Genomic DNA, 18,841 nt, shown 5'->3' on the forward strand with positions numbered 1-18,841 from the left:
GCCAGAGACCGACATGTCCGATAGCAAACAACTGACCGCAGTCCAGCGCGCCGATCTCCGCACCGTCGCCGCGATGATCGTTCCCGAAAGCCTCGAGTACAAGGTGCCGGGAGCCGATGATGCCGTGATCCAGGCCGACATGCTGGCAACGCTCGGCCGGGACACCGCGCTTGTCGCGCAGGCGCTGGATCATCTGGCGCAGCTTGCGGGCAAGCCGCTCGCCGAGCTCGACGAGGCCGGGCGCGATGCGGTGGCGCTGGAGTTTCGCAAGCGTGGCGGCGCAGCTGCGGCCACGCTCGTCCGCGTCGTGCTGCAGTGCTACTACCGCGACGACCGCGTGCTGCGCTCGCTCGGGCTCGAGCTGCGCGCGCCGTTCCCGAAGGGCCATGTGCTGCCGGACGGCGACTGGTCGCTGCTCGATCCGGTCAGGGCGCGCGGCGGCACGCTGCGCGGGGCCTCGCGTTGAGGGGAGAGAGCGTGGGGCCAACTGATCGCAGCCGTGGAAGCACAGCATTCCGTCAAGGCACCGGGCCCGGTGCGACGCGCCGCGCGTTCTTGCTCGCGACCGCGGCCCTCCTCGTCACCAGCAAAGGCGTCAGCGCGCGGGTGGTCACCAAGGTGCTGCCATGGCGGCCCAACGAGGCCTATCCGGTCACCCCGGTCGTGCCGGGCGGCTATCTGTTCTTCACGGCGCGTGAAGCCGCCGTCGTCGAGGCCTTTGCCGAGCGTCTGATCCCGGCGGATGAGCTGGGTCCCGGCGCCAAACAGGCTGATGTGACGACGTTCATCGATCGCCAGCTCACTGGTCCTTATGGCGGACACGATTGGCTCTACATGGAAGGCCCGTTCTCGAAGAACCCGCTGCCGTCGCAGGGATTGCAATCGGAGCTGACGCCCAGGCAGCAATATCGGAGCGGCATTGCCGCACTGGAGGCCTACTGCAAGGCGACCTTCAACCGCGGCTTTGTCGAGCTCAATGCCGGCGAGCAGGACAAGTTGATCGCCGGGCTCGAGAAGGGCGAGGTCCAGCTACCGAACTTCTCCGGCAAGATGCTGTTCACCGCGATCTACACCAACACGGTCGAGGGCTTCTTCGCCGATCCGATCTATGGCGGCAACCGCGACATGGTCGGCTGGAAGCTCGTCGGCTTCCCCGGCGTGCGTTACGATTTCCGCGACGTCATCGACCGGCCCAACCAGGCCTACACCTTGCCACCGGTCAGCATGCAGGGTCGCCCGGCCTGGGGAGAGCGCTGATGGCCCGCCGTCTTCCGCGCAGGGATGTCGTCATCGTCGGGCTTGGCTGGACCGGCTCGATCGTCGCCTATGAACTGGCGCGTCTCGGGCTCGATGTCGTCGCGCTGGAGCGCGGGCCGTGGCGCGACACCGCCAGCGACTTCAACATCGGCACCGCGCCCGACGAGCTGCGCTATGCGGTGCGTCACGACATCTTCCTGCGTCCGAAGCAGGAAACGCTGACGATGCGCAACAACCCGTCGCAGACGGCGCTGCCGATCCGCAAATGGGGCAGCTTCCTGCCGGGCAATGGCGTCGGCGGCGCCGGGCTGCACTGGAACGGCCAGACCTGGCGCTTCCTGCCGGACGACTTCCGCATCCGCAGCCACATGATCGAGCGCTACGGCGCGGGCATCATGCCGGAGGGCAACCAGATCCAGGACTGGCCGGTCAGCTATGACGAGCTGGAGCCGCATTACGACCGCTTCGAGCAGGTCGCGGGAATCTCCGGAAAGGCCGGCAACATCAAGGGCAAGATCCAGCCCGGCGGCAATCCGTTCGAGGGCGCCCGTGCGCGTGAATACCCGACGCCGCCGCTGAAGCAGGGCTACGCGCAGTCGCTGTTCACCAAGGCCGCGACCGATATGGGCCTGCATCCGTTTCCGCGGCCGTCGGGGAATATCTCGGCGGCCTACACCAACCCATATGGCTGCAGCATGGCGCCGTGCACCTATTGCGGTTTCTGCGAATGGTTCGGCTGCGCCAATTACTCGAAATCGTCGCCGCAGACCTGCGTGCTGCCCGCACTGGTGCGCGAGCCGAGCTTCGAGGCCCGCACCGACTGCGAGGTGACCAAGGTCAATCTCAGCGCCGACGGCAAGATGGCGACCGGCGTGACCTATGTCGACGCCAGCGGCGAGGAGTGCGAGCAGCTCGGCGATCTCGTGCTGGTCTGCGCCTTCAGCCTGTTCAACGTCCGCCTGCTGCTGCTGTCCGGCATCGGCAAGCCGTATGACCCGGCAACCGGCGAGGGCGTCGTCGGGCGCAACTACGCCTATCAGACCGGCTCCGGCGCCTCCGCCTTTTTCGAGGATGCGAAGTTCAATCCGTTCGCGGCGGCAGGCTCGCTCGGCGTCGCGCTCGACGACTACAACAGCGACAATTTCGATCACGGCCCGCATGGCTTCGTCGGCGGCGCGTCGATCACCTCGGCCCACACCAACGGCCGGCCGATCCGCTACCACCCGGTCCCGCCGGGAACGCCGGCATGGGGCAGTGCCTGGAAGAAGGCCGTCAAGGACACCTATCAGCGCGTGACCTATGTCGGCGCGCAAGGCAGCGTCATGAGTTATCGCAACAACTATCTCGACCTCGATCCGACCTACAAGGATCCGCTCGGGCGGCCGTTGATGCGGATGACGTTCGACTACCAGCCGAACGAGCAGAAGATGGCGAACTGGATGGCCGAGCGCTGCCAGGAGATTGCCAAGGCGATGGGCGCCAACAGCACCAGGCTCAGCCGTCTCGGCGTGCCGTGGTCGGTGGTGCCCTACCAGACCACGCACAACACCGGCGGCGCGGTGATGGGATCCGATCCCAACACCAGCGTGCTCAATCGCTACCTGCAGTCCTGGGACGTTCCGAATGTGTTCGTGATGGGCGCGTCCGCCTTCCCGCAGAACGCCGGCTACAACCCGACCGGTACGGTCGGTGCGCTGACCTATTGGAGCCTGGAGGCGATCTTCAGATATCTGAAGTCGCCGGGCGCGCTGGTGCCGCGATGAGCGGAATGGCGCTGCGGCTGCGTCACCTGATCCTGCTGCTGCCGCTGTTCGGCGCCGGCGGTGCGGCCGCCGGTCCGGATAATTATGTCGACATCGCGCGCGGCAAGGCGCTAACCATCGCGGGTGACTGCGTCGCCTGCCACACCGCCCCGCGCGGACAGCCGTTCGCCGGCGGGCTCGCGCTGCAGACGCCGTTCGGCGAGATCATGGCGCCGAACATCACGGCCGACAACACCACCGGCATCGGAAGCTGGTCGGCCGATGATTTCGCGCGCGCGATGCAGGAGGGCCGGCGTCCCGACGGCAGTCATCTCTACCCGGCGTTCCCGTATCCCTACTACACCAAGGTCGAGCGCGGCGATCTCGACGCGATCTACGCCTATCTGCGGACGTTGCAGCCGGTCGAGAACCGGGTCGATCGCGACACCCTGCCGTTTCCGTTCAACGTTCGCCTCTTGATGAAGGGCTGGAATGCGCTGTTCTTCACATCAGGCGCATTCAAGCCGGATCCGGCGCGCTCGGCCGAGTTCAACCGCGGTGCCTATCTGGCCGAAGGTCTCGGCCATTGCGGCGCCTGCCACACGCCGTTCAACGCGTTCGGCGCCAGCCGCAACGACAAATATCTGGAGGGCAACCAGATCGACAATTGGACCGCGCCGAACATCACCGATGATCCGCGGGTCGGTCTCGGCAAATGGTCGGTCGAAGACATCGTGCAATACCTGAAGACCGGCCAGAACGGCTTCAGCCTCGCCAGCGGGCCGATGAAGGATGTGGTCGAGAATTCGACCTCCAAGATGCCGACATCGGATTTGAAGGCGATCGCCGTGTACCTCAAGCAGCGCGGCGCGGCGAGCGCGCCGACATCGACGCCGCTGGCGGCCGCCAATCCGCGCATGCAGGCGGGGGAAGCGATCTATGTCGACACCTGCGCGGCCTGCCATGTACGAAACGGTGAGGGCGTCGCGCATCTGTTTCCGAAGCTCGCCGGCAGTGCGGTTGCGATCCAACAGGATCCCGCAACGCTGATCCGGATCATCATCGCTGGCGGCCGGGCAGCGGCGACCGACGGCTTCCCGACCTCGCCGGCAATGCCGTCGCTTGGCTATCGCCTGACCGACAGCCAGGTCGCCGCCGTCGTCACCTATGTCCGCAATTCCTGGGGCAACGCGGCCGCACCGGTGACGGAGGAGACCGTCAAGGCCCGGCGGGCGCGGATCACCGGTGCAGCGGCGGGGGACTGACGCCGTCGCAGGCCCGGGCGTAACCACTTGCGGCGGCGGGAGCCGGTCACCATCTGAGGGGACCAAAGGATTCTCGCCATGCTGGATTTTACCTCAGATACCGCGGCTGACACGCCGTCAGCGGCGACGGCCGATGCTGCCCGGCAAGATGACCGGGCGTTGCTGGACGCCTATTCCAATGCCGTGATCGACGTCACCGAGCGCGTCGGGCCCGCCGTGGTCCGGGTCGAGACCGGTCCGAAGGTGCGGAGCGCCCGCGAGCGCGGCGGGCTCGGCTCGGGCATCGTGATCTCGCCCGACGGCTTCGTGCTGACCAACAGCCATGTGGTCGGATCATCGAAGGAGATCCGTCTGCGCGACACCGAGGGCTTCGTCACCGATGCCCATGTGCTCGGCGTCGATCCCGACACCGACCTCGCGCTGTTGCGGGCCGATGGCGCGCGCGATCTGCCCTATGCCTCGCTCGGCAACTCCAAGTCCTTGCGGCGCGGCCAGCTCGTGGTTGCGATCGGTAATCCGCTCGGCTTCGAATCGACAGTCACCGCCGGCGTGGTGTCGGCGCTGGGCCGCTCGATCCGCTCGGTCAGCGGGCGCACCATCGAGGACGTGATCCAGACCGACGCCGCGCTCAATCCCGGCAATTCCGGCGGGCCGCTGGTGTCGTCGAGCGGCGAGGTGATCGGCATCAACACCGCGATCATCAACGGCGCGCAGGGCATCTGCTTTGCGGTCGCCAGCAACACCGCGCAGTTCGTGCTGTCGGAGATCATCCGCCACGGCTATGTCCGCCGCGCCTATATCGGCGTCGCCGGGCAAACCGCGCCGGTGCCGCGGCGGCATGCGGTGCTCGCCGGCGTCGAGAACAAGATGGGTGCGCTGTTGATGCAGATCGAGCCGGACAGCCCGGCCGCGCGCGCCAGCCTGTTGCCCGGCGACGTCGTGATCAGGCTCGACGGCGTCGAGATCCACGGTGTCGACGACCTGATCCGCGCGCTCGATCACAGCCGGATCGACCGGACCCTGTCGATGGACGTGCTCCGCCTCGGCCGCGTGCGCGCGATCGACATCCACCCGATCGGGAGGAAGCCTGCGAAGCAGTGAGGATTATCCTGTCCGCATGCGAGAGCTGCACCCTCTCCCGTCATGTCCGCCGTAGCCGTGGCGAAGGCGGATGTGGGAGAGGGTCGCTTCGCGCAGCGAAGCGGGGTGAGGGGCCTCTATCCACGATCTCATCTGTGGAGAGAACCCCTCACCCGACGCTTCGCGCCACCTTCTCCCACACCGACATCCCGCTAGAGCTTGATCCCTGTCAAAAATGCGCACGTCAGATGAGCTTAGAAGAGGCAAACTTCACAGAAGTTGCGGGAGGTCCCGATGTCGCACTTCGTCATTTGCTTCATGAAAGATGTGCTCGGCGAGAACGGTCGGCAGGCCGAGATTTGCCAGAGGATCCTTGAGATCGACGCTCCGACCGAGGGTGAGGCCGAGGAGATCGCCAAGAAGCGATTCTGCGAAGCGGAAAGGCTTTGCGAATGGTCGCTGCATGCCGACCGCATTCAGGTCAAGTCTGCTGACTTTCCGTCGTAGAGGGGGTCGCAGAGCTTCAGGACTTGCCGGGCTGTCCCCCAGCCACGCGGTTGTTGGTTTGGTCTGCTCTCTGGCGGGAGCACCGTAGTCATACGGCTGCGCTTCGGCGCGCCGCAGCGCTAACCTTGGAGCTCTTCCGCCACGGTGGTCGCCCACGCGCATGCCTATGCACGACGTTGAACGATACCGGCAGAAAGCCGCCGAATGTGAAGACGAGGCGGCCAAGGCCACGTCCGCGAGCGCGAGGGAAGCTTGGCTGCAGGCTGCCGAGGAATGGAGGAAGCTCGCACAAGCGGCAGAGGAAAAGCCAGCCGGTGCTAAAGCCGTGTCCAACCCTGCGTCGCAAAGCACCAGTCACGATCCGTCATGATCAGGAGGTAGCAAGTAGCCCGCATGAGCGAAGCGATATGCGGGATTGATCTTGCGCGTTGCATGTCGACCCCGGATGTCGCTTCGCTCATCCGGGCTACGCTTGCTGAGGCGATCATGGTTGCCGCGCGCACTCTAAAGCAGGAGAAGTCACGAAGTCAGGCTGCGCATGGCGACTAGCATCAGCGCCGCACGCAGCTCGGCCGCTTTGCGCCACAGGTTCGGATTGCCCTGCCATGACGGCGGCTCCCCCTGGTTACGATGCCCCGGGTCCTGAAAGCTGCTGCCGATCCACCGCGACGAAGTCAATCGCAGAATGCGGGGTCGACATCTCGGCGCGGCGGGTTATCGTTCCTGCACTGGAGATCATCGAGCAAGCGAGGGCAATTACGACTACGCCTTCACGCGCCGCTCGGCGACTCGATCGCTCTCGTAGTTCACCGGCTGGACCCAACGACCTACGCAGGTTTCCCGAACGTAGTCGCCCGGGATAGCCCGCCCGGCAAAAGCCGGGCGGAAGGGAGCCACATTTCATGCCCGAGACATTGGCGTTCACCCGGCGGCCTTCATTGGTTGTCGGGTTTGCCTGCGGGTTCTGACGGCTGATCTTCGTACCACCGCAGCGAGGCAGCCGCATAAGCCTCCATCCGCGGAGTCCATTTCAACGCGTTGCGTCGCGCCCAGTCCCACGCGGCGCGTTCACGCGCGATCTGTTCGGTGGATCGGTTGCGGCTCTTGATGTGGCCCAGCTCATGCATCGCGACCGCATAGGCAATCTCCGACGTAATGCACGGCGTGCGAATGAACTCCAGCTCACCGCTCAGCGCAAGCGCCTTTAATGGATTGTCGCACCATTGGACATCGACCTCTTCGTCGGCGCACAGCTTCAGGAAATGCCTCTTGAGATCGGTGATGACCAAATTCGCCTTAACATTAAGTGGCGGATTGGCAGCACAACGCAGCGGTCACGCGACAAGTGTGCCCGAGATGTTCCAGTCGGATTCGCGAGCTTCTAGGGCAAACCGCAGGATCGCCCTGCAAGCCGGGCATTGATACGTGTTGCCGGTTGGCCCGGCGGCAATCAGTTCTCGTTCTATATCGCACGCCATGCACTTGGGCGGACCCAATTGTTGCAGCCGCTCCGGTAAGAAGATCAGCATCGCGGTTCTCCAAAGGCTTGGTGAGGCGCGTCGGCACGTAGCCGCTCGCAACAGATTTGGAGTAATTTTTGGACCGCCTCTTGTGCCGCAAGAAGGGCATCCGCCTCGGCGCGAGCCGTCGGGTCGGCAAGACCATTTCGCAAACGTTTGATCTTGTTGAAATGAACCTGACCATCGTCTGTTCTGCTCTCGACAAACTTCAGTTGGTCCGGATGGTGGCTCAGCTTGTCGAGTTGAACGCGCAGCAGTCCGACATCGCTGTCCTCTAGGAGATCAAGAAAATGATCGATATTCGCGCGAGCTATGTACCTGTCCATCACGCTATCTGACGCAACACAATTGCTAGTTCTGCGGAGAAACTAGCGAACCTCCTTGCTCGACTTCGTTGCGCTAGCGCAAGCAAAACTGAAAAATGCTGCAGGTGAGATCAGTTTGCAACTGCACAGCGGCCAAGCCATTGCTGAGACCAGAGAAGGAAGAGGCCGCCGGCGAGGCGGCCTCTTTCGGGCGACTGCTAGTAAGGGGGTTATCCCAACAGCCGCCCTTGTTGCGCTCCAAATCCGGGTCCCGCCCCGCGCGGCAACCCATTCCGCAACTGAACGAACCCTAATGGTCCCCTTCCACCTCATTCGTTGCGCTACATCAAATACCGTAGGACTACGGGACCGCATTTGGTCGATGTGAACACGATCGTCGAGCCGACTCGTCCGAAGGGCTGACACGCTACTCCATGACCGCGTGGTTCGAGCCGCCGTCTTAGATTGATCCAAGTCAGAACCTCCGCACGTGCTCGGCGGTAGCCTTTTTTGGTCATCGCGAGAACTGGAGGCGAACCATGCAGTTTCCAACGATAGGTGATGTGTTTCTTGTGACGATGATCACGGCTGTGGTCATGCTGATCGAGATCGGGGTTTTCGTAAGTCTTGGGCTGGTCTGAGCCGTCGCGCGATAGATGGCCGGTTAGATCGATGTCGCGATGAACATATGCACGGTCCACGGTGAAGTCGATTTTCGCTCGATCGATCCGGCTGCAAAAATAATCTCAACTGGCGTGGCGACTTTTGATTACGAGTTTGCCGTCCGTGGCGCGAACCTAAAGACAAGAACGGAAAACGGGCACGTTGTAAGCAGAAATCGCGAGCCTTTGTCGCAGGCGGGGGCAACTAGCCGATAATCTCGGCCAAGTGGTGGACCCGGTAAGCACCGCTTCTCGCGCGGGACGCCGCGCGCCGATACCTGCGGTGCCTCGTTGCCCCCCCCAAAAGGAGGGTTCTCTTTCCAAAAAAGGAACTTGCGGCGGTCGTGAGCGGTACTACAATTTTCTTTAACGGCAGGGATGAAGCTGGGCAAAGATTGCGATGCCTGACTGGATTGCACGCGCGAACATCGAGCACTTCAAGAAGTTGCTCGAGACGGAGACGGACCCAGAAAGGCGCCGTGTCATAGAGCGCGAACTGGCCGAGGAAGAACGGAAGCTCGCAGCTCTACTCAAGAAACAGGATGTGAAAAAAGAGGGCTAAAGCGGCCGCTCCAGTCACGCCAGTGGGTTGGGTACGCGTCGACAGGCTCCTTCGTCATTGATCTGACCCAACCACGCAGAACACGTCGGCACGGAAAAATGAGCGCGTGCGTACCCTCCTAGTCAAGGACAGCAAGTTCAAGGTCCGGACCAAACGGTGCCGTCGCTATTGGTCGCCACTCCAACGCATCAAGTAAGTCCGCACGAGCGGTTTTGATCGTCATCAATTGCTCCATCGGCGCGCGGTTACTCTCACGCCAACGCCGCAAAACAATTATGGTTCGATTTATAGCTGGGGCAACCCGATCAGAAAATTCGGCTCGTTTGCTTAGGGAATTTCCCGGAGCGAAACCGATTCGCCTGTGCCAGCTTCTTGCCTGCTCACCAGCCCGGCAAACCCTGTGTTCCCCGCACCGACGATCGCCGGACCTCGCCAAAGCGTCCTCATAGCCTACGTATACATACGTAGTTCCACGGGCCGTCAGCCCGTCACATATTGATGGCATGGCTCGCCCGATCATCTTCAAGTGTCCAAGTACCGGCATGAATGTCCAGCATTGGCTCGCCGCTCCGGCCGATACGTCGGATCGCATGTACCAATCATTCGTCTGCGCAGCCTGCGCAAAACTGCATTTTCTCGATAGCTCGACTGGCAAGTTGCTGGGCGAAGCGACGAAACCGCTTTCTGGATAGAGAGTTGAGCATGCAGCGCTTTATCGAAGAGCAGAACATCGCCCACTTCGAGCGCCTGCTGTTTGAGCAGTCCTGCGAGAAATCGCATGCTATCATCCGCGAGCAGTTGTTGGTGTCGAAACGCAGGCTGGCAATCCTATTGGCTGGCTCGACAGGGGTGCAGTCGACTCCGCAAATCATGCGGGAGCGCGCATTCCCGCATCCCGTGCCAAAACTGACCAGCCGCTTTCAACGTGAGTTTGAAACGGCGGTTACGCCGCTGTTGCTGGTTGATCCTCGTCCGGGCCTGCACATCGTCGAGTCAAACCATGCGTATGCCGCAGCGACCATGATTGATCCCAGCAAGGTTGCCGGGGAGAAGATGTTTGACGTGTTTCCCGATAATCCCGACGATCCGCTGGCCGACGGAGTTGCGAACCTGTTTGCCTCCCTCCGCACTGTTGCCCAAACTGGTCAACCGCATGCTATGGCAATCCAACGCTACGACGTGCGAAGCCCGAACGGCGGGTTCGTCGAACGCTACTGGCAGCCTCTTAATAGCCCCGTGCTGAACGAAGCGGGCGATCTAGCTTTCATTCTGCATCGGGTCGTCGATGTCACTGCGCTGCACGTGCATCGAGTATCCGAGAGCTAAAATGGCTTCTGCTTGATCTCGGTCAACAAATGAGGGGAAGGCGCTGGTAGATGGAGATGTGCGTTTACCCCCAAACCCAAACGCATCCCCAAGTGAGCCGCCAAGGAGCCCCCTCGGCGGCTCATTTTTGGTCGCCTGGTACGGCAAACGCAACGACGCCGTCCAAGTGTTCCGGTAGCGCTTGGACGATGATCAGTAACTAGCCCGGCCATGGGCCGGTTGCATTAGTTGGCCGCCCCGTCGATACACTGCTCAGTCCGGGTATCTTCCGCTGCTTACCGAGGCACCGGAATGCGATCCATTTGGCGTGATCGCTGTTCACCACCAGTACGGCCACCGCCACCCCTCATAGAGGACCCAAGACGACACCAGGGGCGGCCCGTATGGATCGACCCGGTCGTCTTCAGGGCGATAGCGATATCGTGGAACAATATAATAATCCCACGGAGTCGGCCTTATCACCGGCGTCGGGATAACGACCCTCGTTCGTTCATGAACGACTTGTGCCTTCCGCGTCCGGGCTTCAGCACCGGACGTCCCGAGGTTACACAGCACCAGGGCCGCTCCGAGAGCGCATGCGACGGTCATCATCTTCATTTTCATGGATCGGCCTCCTAGCATCAGAGTGCAAAAGGACTCAACGCAAGGCAAGCTAATTCGCTCTTCGCGACGGACGCCTACGCTGTCGGGCTGGGTGTTCGCAAGAATTCGGAATAATAGAAGATATCGCTGAGTTGCCCGACGTGTCAAGCTGCTTGTCCGAGGGCCGGCGGCGGCCCTGCTACTTTGCATGGGGTTGTTTTCGATATTTTGGCGGCGGTCATCCGGCGCGGACTATATCCGCGCGACCTTCACCGACAAGGGAGGGGAGGAGCCAGCGGCTTACCGCAGCGCCGCCAGCAGCTCGTCGGGCTGCTCGACCATCATCATGTGGCCGGCCCCCGGCAGCACCACGATGCGCGCATTCGGCGTTGCGGCGGCGAGCGTCTTGCCGGCCTTCGCTGGCGTCATCATGTCGCGTTCGCCGAGGACGAAGGTCGCAGGCACCTTGACCGCGGCCGCGGCGGTCAGTGCGTTCTGATAGGCGTTGCAGGCGTTGAGGTCGTTGTACAGCACGCCGGGCTTGGCCTCCTGCAGCACGCGCTGCGCGCCCTGATGCATCCAGAGGCCGGGCGCAAGGCTGCCGCCGAGCTCGGCCTTGAAGCCGAGGCCCCAGATCGAGACCATGTCGATCGCCGCTGTGTCATTGGCCTCGGCGGCCTTCAGGAGGTCAGGGCCGACCGTCATGGTCGCAGCGGTGCCGATCAGGGCGAGGCCGGAGACCTTGTCCGGATGCCGCGCCGAGGTCTCGATCGCGATCAGCGAGCCCATCGAATGGCCGATCAGTCGCGCCTTCGCTGCGCCGGCCGCCGTGATCAGCGCCGCGGTCCAGTCGGCCATCTCGGCGATGGTCGCAAGCGGCTTGCCGGCGGAGCGGCCGTGGCCCGGCAGGTCCGGCGCCAGCACGGAATAGCCGTGATGGGCGAACCAGCGGCTGTGCAGCGCCCAGGTCGAGCTGTCGAAGCCGGCGCCGTGGATCATCACCACAGCCGGCAGCGAGGGATCGAACGGCTTGCCGCCGGTGGCGATGAAGGTGTCTGACCCGTTGACGGAAAGCTGCATGGGCTCAAGTCCTTTGCGAGGCGCGCAGCGCCTGGCCGAGATCGTCGATGATATCCTCAGCGGTTTCGATGCCGACCGACAGCCGCACCAGCTCCTCGCCGATGCCGGCGGCCTTGAGCTGCTCGGTATCCATCTGCTGGTGCGTGGTACTGGCGGGATGGATCACCAGCGTCTTGGCGTCGCCGACATTGGCGAGATGGCTGATCAGCTTCAGGGACTCGATGAACTTCTTGCCGGCGGCGCGGCCGCCCTTGATGCCGAAGCTGACGATTGAGCCGGCGCCGCGCGGCAGCAGCTGCTTCGCCAGCGCGTAGTCCGGATGCGTCTCCAGCGACGGATGCAGCACCCAATCGACCGCCTTGTTCGCGGTCAGAGCGTCCAGCACCGCATGGGTGTTGCTGACGTGGCGGTCCATGCGGACGCCGAGCGTCTCGATGCCCTGCAGCAGCTGGAAGGCGTTGGTCGGCGACAGGCAGGCGCCGAAATCGCGCAGGCCCTCGGTGCGGGCGCGCATGATGAAGGCGGCCTTGCCGAACTGCTCGTCGAAGACGATGCCGTGATAGCCGGCATAGGGCTCGGTGAGCTGCGGGAATTTGCCGGAGGCGCGCCAGTCGAACCGGCCGCCGTCGACGATGACCCCGCCGATCGCGATGCCGTGGCCGCCCATCCATTTGGTCGCCGAGTTCATCGTGATGTCGGCGCCGAGTTCGATCGGCTGGCTCAGATAGGGCGTCGCGAAGGTGTTGTCGATCAGCAGCGGGATCTTCGCGTCATGCGCGATTTGTGCCACCGCCGGGATATCGAGCACTTCGAGGCCGGGATTGCCGATGGTCTCGCCGATCACGAGCCGCGTATTCGGCTTGATCGCGGCGCGGAATTCGTCGAGCGCACGGGGCTTCACGAAGGTCGTGGTGATGCCGAAGCGCGGCAGCGTGTGCGCCAAGAGGTTGATGGTGCCGCCATAGAGCGAGGCGGAGGCGACGATGTGGTCGCCGGCATTGAGCAGAGTTGCGATGGCGAGATGCATCGCGGCCATGCCGCTTGCGGCGCAGATCGCGCCGACGCCGCATTCGAGAGCCGCAATGCGCTCTTCCAGAACCGCAGTCGTCGGATTCGAGATGCGGGTGTAGATATGGCCGGCACGTTCCAGGTTGAACAGCGCAGCCGCATGATCGGCATCCTGGAAGACGTAGGACGTGGTTTGATAGATTGGAACCGCGCGTGCGCCGGTCGCGGGATCGGGGCGCTGGCCGGCGTGCAGGCTCAGGGTTTCGAAGGCAGGCGGCTTGGGTGCGGGCATGCGAAGCTCGTCAGGTCAGTCGATCGGAGTGATCGGTGCGTTGGTTTAGACGTGAACTGCGGTGCGAACGCGGCCGACATTGCCGAACACGCGCAGATAGCGTTCGACCTCGGACGGAATGCCGGTCGCCTTCTCCGGATTGTCGGAGAGTTTCACGGCCGGTCGTCCGTCGACCGACGTCACCTTGCAGACGATCGAGATCGGATCGAGTTCCGCGGTGCCATCAGGCGCGCAGCCGACGAAGTCGTTGGTGAGGTTGGTGCCCCAACCGAAGCTGACGCGCACGCGGCCCTTGAAGTGATGGAACGTCTCCTCGATCGAGCCGACATCCATCGCGTCGGAGAACACCAGCAGCTTCTCCTTGGGATCGCGGCCCTTCTGCTTCCACCACTTGATGATCTCTTCGCCGGCGGTGATCGGCGGCGCGCTGTCGGGACGAAAGCCGGTCCAGTCGGCGACCCATTCCGGCGCGTCGCGCAGGAACGGCTTGGTGCCGAACGCATCGGGCAGCGCGATCAGCAGGTTGCCGCCATAGGCGTGGCGCCATTGGTCGAGGATGCGATAGGGCGCCCAGCGCAGCTCCTGGTCGTCGTTGGCGAGCGCGGCGGCGACCATCGGCAGCTCGTGCGCGTTGGTGCCGATCGCCTCGAGGTCGTTGTCCATCGCGAGCAGCACGTTCGACGTTCCGGTGAAGGACGGGCCGAGGCCTTCCTTCACCGCCTCGACGCACCAGCGCTGCCACAGGAAGCCGTGGCGGCGACGCGTGCCGAAATCGGACAGCCGCAATCCGTCCAGCTTGCGCAGCCGCTCGACCTTGGCCCACAGCTTGGCCTTGGCGCGGGCGTAGAGCACGTCGAGCGCGAAGCGGCCGTAGGTCTTGGTCGCGGCGCGCGAGCGCAGCTCGTTGAGGATCGCCAGCGCCGGGATCTCCCACATCGTGGTGTGGGTCCACGGCCCGTGGAAATGCAGCTCGTACTGGCCGTCGACCTTGTGCAGCTCGTATTCGGGCAGGCGGAAGGTCGAGAGCCAGTTGATGAAATCGGGCGAGAACATCTGCGTCTTGCCGTAGAACGTGTTGCCGGCGAGCCAGATCAGTTCCTTCTTGCTGAAGCGGATGGTGCGGGCGTGGTCGAGCTGGGCGCGCAGCTCGCCCTCGTCGATGACCTCGGCAAGCCGGATATGGGTGGAGCGGTTGATCACCGAAAAGGTCGTGCGCGTTTCCGGATAGCTTTCCCGGATCATCTGCTGCATCAACAGCTTGTAGAAATCGGTATCCAGCAGGCTGCGCACGATCGGGTCGAGCCGCCAGCCGTGGTTGTAGGTCCGGGTCGCGATGTCTGTCACGGTCATGCGGGAACCTTAGCCTGCCCCGCGCCGCCCGCCCAGTGGGTATCGGGCGGAACATGGCAGGTCAGCGCGCTATGGTCTGCCGTATACGGCCGACCGTGGCGGCGACATTGGTCCAGGCCGGCCTGCCCGGGGCAAATTGCTGCCGCAGGAAGGAGGCGAGCTCGGCGACCTGGCCGTCGCTCATGCTGTCCTTGAAGGCCGGCATGTAGCCGAGATCGGTCACGGCCGGCTTGGCAATGCCGTGCAGGATCACCTGGATCAGGTTGTCGGGGACGTCGCTGTGCAGATTGCTGTTCAACGCCAGCGACGGCCGGCTGCCGAACAGCGGCGGGCCGCCGACCTCGTGGCAGACCGCGCAGGCGCCTTGATAGATCCGCGCGCCTGCCGAGGCGGCCGTGGTGACGGCGGTGGCGGTTTCGAGCTTGGCAGCCAGCGCATCGTGCGCGGGCCGATCGGTGGTCTCGTTGAACGAGGCGAGGTAGACCGCCATCGCGCGGATGTCCTGATCGGGCAGTGCGGCGAGCTCCCGCACGACCGGCGCCATCGGCCCCGCGGCAACGCCGTGCAGGCGGGACTCGCCGGTGCGCAAATAGGCGTACAGCTCATCCTCGTTCCAAGGGATCGGCGCCTTCGAAAGCGACGTCAGCGCCGGCGCCTCCCAGTCCTCGGCGAAGCCGCCGGCGAGATAGGCACGTTGCTGCTCGGCGCCGAGCGCATTGCGCGGCGAGTGACACGCGCTGCAATGGCCGAGCCCTTCGATCAGATAGGCGCCGCGATTCCATATGTCGGACTTCGACGGATCGGGTTGGAATGTGCTGGGCCGGTGGAACAGCGCATTCCATCCAGCGAGCAGTGGCCGCAGGTTGAACGGAAAGGCCAGTGCGTTCGGCGGCCTCGCGGCACGCACCGGCGCCTGCGCCATCAGATAAGCATAGAGCGATTGCAGGTCGGCATCACTCGTCTTGGCAAAATGCGTGTACGGGAACGCCGGATAGAGATGGCGCCCGTCGCGATGAATGCCTTCGCGCATCGCGCGCTCGAACGCGGGATAGGACCAGGCGCCGATGCCAGTGTCGACGTCTGGCGTGATGTTGGTCGTATAGATCGTGCCGAACGGCGTCTCGAGCGGCCGGCCGCCGGCATTCGCGATGCCGTGCTCCGACGTGTGGCAGACGGCGCAAGCGCCGAGCGCCGCGAGCTCCTTGCCGCGCGCGATCGTTGCAGTGGAATAGACCGAGGCATCCGGCCGCGCGATCGGCGCAATCGCGCGCCACGGCAAGACGGCCGCGCCGATCCCGATCGCCGCGGCGCAGATCGCGACAATGCCGGCGAGCACCCCGCCGCGTTTCGCAAACGGATTTTGCCACCTGTTGAGGTTGGCCGGCGGCGCAGGTGAGGGAAGCGCCGCGGCCGCAACGGGCGGCTCGCCGCGCAATCCCTTCAAAATGCGTTCCGGCGTGAACGGCGGCTCGCGGAAGCGCACGCCGGTCGCATCATAGATCGCATTGGCGATCGCAGCGGCACTCGGCACCGAGGCGGACTCGCCGACGCCGAGCGGCGGCTGGTCCTGTCGCGGCAACATCAGGACGTCGATCGCAGGCAGGTCGGGGAATTTGATGATGGGATAGGCACCCCATTCCCGCGCCGCCACCGCGCCGCGCTCGAAGGACACTTCCTCCATCAACGCGCGGCTGGTCGACTGGATCACGTTGCCTTCGATCTGGTGCCGCACGCCCTCCGGATTGATCATCAGTCCGGAGTCCTGGCCGGCGACGACGCGGGTCACGCTGACGTCGCCGGTTGCCTTGTTGACGGCGACGTCGGCAATCCAGGCTGACCATGCCGCGCCGTAGCCGGGAAACTTGCTGTGCACGTAGAGCGCATAGGCAAAGCCGCGGCCGCGCACGACGTCGCCCTCCGCCCCGGGCTCCTGCCGCACCGGGCGCGGCGTCCAGCCGGCGCGCTCGGCCACCGCGTTGACGAGATCGATCGCGCGCTTGTCCTTCAGGTAACGCAGCCGGTATTCGATCGGATCGACCTCGGCCTCGGCGGCCAGCTCGTCGATATAGGATTCATGCGCGAACGTGTTGGGCAGCGCCGAGACGCCGCGAAGCCAGGAGGCGCGCACGATCGGCGGCATGTCGTTGGCGACCACGCGCAGGTTCTCGTAGTCGTAGGGCGGGATCGCGGTGCGGTCGCCCATCTCGAACACGGCCGCTTCAGGTGCGATCCGCCCGGTGAGCAATAGCGCCAAGGTCGGTGCACCGTTGGAGGGATAGCGCGTGGCGAAGTCGTAACCGGCGACGCTGCCGTCGGCATTGAGCCCGCCATTGACGTCCATCAGCTGCGCGGTGCCCTTCGGCTCCCAGGCGTGTTCCTGCTCGCGGGTGAGCTGGACGCGCACCGGGCGGCCGACGGCGCGCGACAGCAGCAGCGCATCGGCGGAGACGTCGTCGGCGCAGTTGCGGCCGTAGCAGCCGGCGGCCTCCATCCGGATCACGTCGATCTCGGATTCCGGCCGCTGGATCAGCAGCGCCAGATCGCCGCGCAGGATGTGCGGGTTCTGGGTGCCGGACCACACCCGGATCGCGCCGTCGCTGTAATCGGCGACCGCGCAGGACGGGCCGATCGAACCGTGCATCTGGTAGGGCCAGACATAGGTCCGCTGCATCGGCCTGGCCGCCGCCTTGATCGCGGCATCGACGTCGCCTCTGTCGATCAGCTGGCGCGGTGTCGAAGGATTGGCGCGCAGCGCCTGCTCGATGTCGGAGAGGTTGGTCAGAACAGGTCCCGGCTTCCAGCTCACCTCGAGCTGCGCGGCGGCCTTGATCGCGTTCTCCTCGCGCTCGGCGACAACGCCGACGAAATCGCCGATCCGCACCACCGCAACGAGGCCGGGGATATCGCGCACCGAAGCTTCATCGACCGCGATCAGGCTGGTGCCGACGAACGGCCCGGCATCGACGCCGGCGTAAGGGGGACGGACGACGCGGCCGTGCAGCATGCCGGGCACGCGCACATCGTGCACGTAGACGAGTTCGCCGGTGGCCTTGGCCGGCAGGTCGACGCGCGGCACCGACTTGCCGACGACGGAATAGGCGCTGACGGCCTTGACTGCAACGTCGTCGGCGAGCTCGAGCCGGATGGTCTCATCCGCGATCAGCTCGCCATAGCTGACGCTGCGGTTGTCGTGGCCGCGGATCAGGCCGTCCTCGATCGTGAGCTCATCGGCGGGCAGTTCGAGCCGCTCCGCCGCGCGCGCGAGCAAAAAGTGCCGCGCCTGCGCGGCGGCCTTGCGCAGCGGAACGGCAGTGATCTGGATGGTCTCGCTTGCGATCGTCGCGCCCTGGTTCGGCACCACGGCGGTATCGCCGAGGATCACGACGACGCGGGCAAAGGAGACGTCGAGCTCTTCGGCGACGATCTGTCCGAGCGCGGTGCGGACGCCGGTGCCGAGATCGACATGGCCGTTATAGGCGTTGACGGAACCGTCTGATGTGATGGTGATGAAAGTCTCGAACGCGCCTTCCGCGCCGAGCACCGCGGGGCGAACGACCGACAGCGAGCCGCGCTTGCGTTGCTCCGAACCGGTCATCAATCGCGCGCCTCGAGCGCGTGGCCGGCAGCACGCATTGCCGCGCGGATGATTTCGATGTGCGCACCACAGCGGCAGAGATTGTAGCGCAGCGCTTCCAGCACCTCATGCTCGGACGGATTGGGATTGCGCGTCAGCAGCGCCTTGGTGGTGATGATCATGCCGTTGAGGCAATAGCCGCACTGCGCGGCCTGTTCGCGAATGAAGGCATCCTGCACCGGATCGGGATGCTCGCGGCTGCCGAGCCCTTCGAGTGTGACGATGTCGCGCCCCGTGCAGCCTTCGATCGGAATCACGCAGGCGCGCGCGGCAACGCCGTCGATCAGCACCGCGCAGGCGCCGCACTCGCCGAGCCCGCAGCCATATTTCGGTCCGTTCAATGCGAGATCGTTGCGCAGCACGTAAAGCAATGCGGTGTCGGGAGCGGCGTCGACATCATGATTCCTGCCGTTCACGGTCAGGCGCATTGCCCTGGTTCTCCCCTCGATGTTTGCGCTGCAGCGTCAGCGTCAAATCCGCCAATGAGGATAACGTTTGTATACAAACGTGCAAGCGGCGGCATGCCGCGCTGCAGCGAGTGCACGCTTTATGAACAGGGTGCGCAAGCGAATGGCAGTGTTTGATCGCAAAGCCCGCTTGACAGGCCTCGGGCTCGCGCGCAGGATCATTCGTATACGAACGATATAGGCAGGGAGGCGGAAGCGCAGT

General features: G+C 64.3%; 16 protein-coding genes. 9 read left to right on the top strand and 7 right to left on the bottom strand.

Annotated elements, in window-relative coordinates; translation table 11 throughout:
- Positions 1 to 13: 13 nt before the first annotated feature.
- The 6 genes from CO675_RS01955 to CO675_RS01980 all read left to right on the top strand — a co-directional run bounded on the left by CO675_RS01955 (position 14) and on the right by CO675_RS01980 (position 5,851).
- Positions 14 to 466 carry a hypothetical protein gene (locus tag CO675_RS01955; protein ID WP_097670336.1) on the top strand — a complete coding sequence of 151 codons (453 nt, stop codon included), beginning with the start codon at positions 14 to 16 and terminating at the stop codon, positions 464 to 466.
- An 11-nt stretch (positions 467 to 477) separates the two neighbouring features.
- A complete protein-coding gene (locus CO675_RS01960) occupies positions 478 to 1,257 on the top strand; it encodes a gluconate 2-dehydrogenase subunit 3 family protein (RefSeq protein WP_097670337.1) in 780 nt (259 codons plus the stop codon).
- Entirely contained in the window at positions 1,257 to 3,020 is a 1,764-nt protein-coding gene (locus tag CO675_RS01965; RefSeq protein ID WP_097670338.1) for a GMC family oxidoreductase, read from the top strand. The genes CO675_RS01960 and CO675_RS01965 overlap by 1 nt, the downstream gene beginning before the upstream one ends.
- Positions 3,017 to 4,264 (top strand): cytochrome c, encoded by a 1,248-nt coding sequence (locus tag CO675_RS01970; protein WP_097670339.1) that lies wholly within the window; start codon positions 3,017 to 3,019, stop codon positions 4,262 to 4,264. The genes CO675_RS01965 and CO675_RS01970 overlap by 4 nt, the downstream gene beginning before the upstream one ends.
- Positions 4,265 to 4,342: 78 nt before the next feature.
- Entirely contained in the window at positions 4,343 to 5,365 is a 1,023-nt protein-coding gene (locus tag CO675_RS01975; protein WP_097670340.1) for a S1C family serine protease, read from the top strand.
- Between the two features lie 273 nt (positions 5,366 to 5,638).
- A complete protein-coding gene (locus CO675_RS01980; protein WP_016842474.1) occupies positions 5,639 to 5,851 on the top strand; it encodes a hypothetical protein in 213 nt (70 codons plus the stop codon).
- 935 nt (positions 5,852 to 6,786) lie between these two features.
- Here CO675_RS01980 and CO675_RS01985 read toward each other — a convergent pair.
- Entirely contained in the window at positions 6,787 to 7,140 is a 354-nt protein-coding gene (locus tag CO675_RS01985; protein WP_097670341.1) for a hypothetical protein, read from the bottom strand.
- A gap of 45 nt (positions 7,141 to 7,185) precedes the next feature.
- Positions 7,186 to 7,380 carry a hypothetical protein gene (locus CO675_RS39740; protein ID WP_143278860.1) on the bottom strand — a complete coding sequence of 65 codons (195 nt, stop codon included), beginning with the start codon at positions 7,378 to 7,380 and terminating at the stop codon, positions 7,186 to 7,188.
- 68 nt (positions 7,381 to 7,448) lie between these two features.
- Between CO675_RS39740 and CO675_RS01990 the strand changes: the two genes are divergently transcribed.
- From CO675_RS01990 to CO675_RS02005, 3 genes are all read left to right on the top strand, one after another.
- Positions 7,449 to 7,649: a hypothetical protein gene (locus tag CO675_RS01990; protein WP_097670342.1), complete on the top strand. Its 201-nt coding sequence runs from the start codon at positions 7,449 to 7,451 to the stop codon at positions 7,647 to 7,649.
- A gap of 1,089 nt (positions 7,650 to 8,738) precedes the next feature.
- Positions 8,739 to 8,900, top strand: coding sequence for a hypothetical protein (locus CO675_RS40850; protein WP_198964458.1), 162 nt, complete (start codon positions 8,739 to 8,741; stop codon positions 8,898 to 8,900).
- Positions 8,901 to 9,602: 702 nt separating this feature from the next.
- Positions 9,603 to 10,226, top strand: coding sequence for a PAS domain-containing protein (locus CO675_RS02005; protein ID WP_245452597.1), 624 nt, complete (start codon positions 9,603 to 9,605; stop codon positions 10,224 to 10,226).
- Positions 10,227 to 11,108: 882 nt separating this feature from the next.
- On the opposite strand, the gene CO675_RS02015 is transcribed toward CO675_RS02005, so the two are convergent.
- From CO675_RS02015 to CO675_RS02035, 5 genes are all read right to left on the bottom strand, one after another.
- A complete protein-coding gene (locus CO675_RS02015; protein WP_097670344.1) occupies positions 11,109 to 11,888 on the bottom strand; it encodes an alpha/beta fold hydrolase in 780 nt (259 codons plus the stop codon).
- Between the two features lie 4 nt (positions 11,889 to 11,892).
- The gene (locus CO675_RS02020; RefSeq protein ID WP_097670345.1) at positions 11,893 to 13,188 is read right to left on the bottom strand and encodes an O-acetylhomoserine aminocarboxypropyltransferase; all 1,296 of its coding nucleotides are present in this window, start codon (positions 13,186 to 13,188) and stop codon (positions 11,893 to 11,895) included.
- A 45-nt stretch (positions 13,189 to 13,233) separates the two neighbouring features.
- Positions 13,234 to 14,538 carry a nicotinate phosphoribosyltransferase gene (gene pncB / locus CO675_RS02025; protein ID WP_097670346.1) on the bottom strand — a complete coding sequence of 435 codons (1,305 nt, stop codon included), beginning with the start codon at positions 14,536 to 14,538 and terminating at the stop codon, positions 13,234 to 13,236.
- A gap of 61 nt (positions 14,539 to 14,599) precedes the next feature.
- Positions 14,600 to 18,133 (bottom strand): molybdopterin cofactor-binding domain-containing protein, encoded by a 3,534-nt coding sequence (locus CO675_RS02030; RefSeq protein WP_097670347.1) that lies wholly within the window; start codon positions 18,131 to 18,133, stop codon positions 14,600 to 14,602.
- A complete protein-coding gene (locus tag CO675_RS02035) occupies positions 18,133 to 18,600 on the bottom strand; it encodes a (2Fe-2S)-binding protein (RefSeq protein WP_097670348.1) in 468 nt (155 codons plus the stop codon). The genes CO675_RS02030 and CO675_RS02035 overlap by 1 nt, the downstream gene beginning before the upstream one ends.
- Between the last annotated feature and the right edge of the window lie 241 nt (positions 18,601 to 18,841).

Origin of the sequence: Bradyrhizobium sp. C9 (assembly GCF_002532045.1) — a bacterium.
GTDB lineage: Bacteria > Pseudomonadota > Alphaproteobacteria > Rhizobiales > Xanthobacteraceae > Bradyrhizobium.

Excerpts from the sequence above, each read along its gene's own strand:
- CO675_RS01955 (WP_097670336.1), top strand. The coding sequence starts at position 14 with ATGTCCGATAGCAAACAACTGACCGCAGTCCAGCGCGCCGATCTCCGC.
- CO675_RS01965 (WP_097670338.1), top strand. The coding sequence starts at position 1,257 with ATGGCCCGCCGTCTTCCGCGCAGGGATGTCGTCATCGTCGGGCTTGGC.
- CO675_RS01970 (WP_097670339.1), top strand. The coding sequence starts at position 3,017 with ATGAGCGGAATGGCGCTGCGGCTGCGTCACCTGATCCTGCTGCTGCCG.
- CO675_RS01975 (WP_097670340.1), top strand. The coding sequence starts at position 4,343 with ATGCTGGATTTTACCTCAGATACCGCGGCTGACACGCCGTCAGCGGCG.
- CO675_RS01980 (WP_016842474.1), top strand. The coding sequence starts at position 5,639 with ATGTCGCACTTCGTCATTTGCTTCATGAAAGATGTGCTCGGCGAGAAC.
- CO675_RS39740 (WP_143278860.1), bottom strand. The coding sequence starts at position 7,380 with ATGCTGATCTTCTTACCGGAGCGGCTGCAACAATTGGGTCCGCCCAAG.
- CO675_RS40850 (WP_198964458.1), top strand. The coding sequence starts at position 8,739 with ATGCCTGACTGGATTGCACGCGCGAACATCGAGCACTTCAAGAAGTTG.
- CO675_RS02005 (WP_245452597.1), top strand. The coding sequence starts at position 9,603 with ATGCAGCGCTTTATCGAAGAGCAGAACATCGCCCACTTCGAGCGCCTG.
- CO675_RS02015 (WP_097670344.1), bottom strand. The coding sequence starts at position 11,888 with ATGCAGCTTTCCGTCAACGGGTCAGACACCTTCATCGCCACCGGCGGC.
- CO675_RS02020 (WP_097670345.1), bottom strand. The coding sequence starts at position 13,188 with ATGCCCGCACCCAAGCCGCCTGCCTTCGAAACCCTGAGCCTGCACGCC.
- pncB (WP_097670346.1), bottom strand. The coding sequence starts at position 14,538 with ATGACCGTGACAGACATCGCGACCCGGACCTACAACCACGGCTGGCGG.
- CO675_RS02030 (WP_097670347.1), bottom strand. The coding sequence starts at position 18,133 with ATGACCGGTTCGGAGCAACGCAAGCGCGGCTCGCTGTCGGTCGTTCGC.
- CO675_RS02035 (WP_097670348.1), bottom strand. The coding sequence starts at position 18,600 with ATGCGCCTGACCGTGAACGGCAGGAATCATGATGTCGACGCCGCTCCC.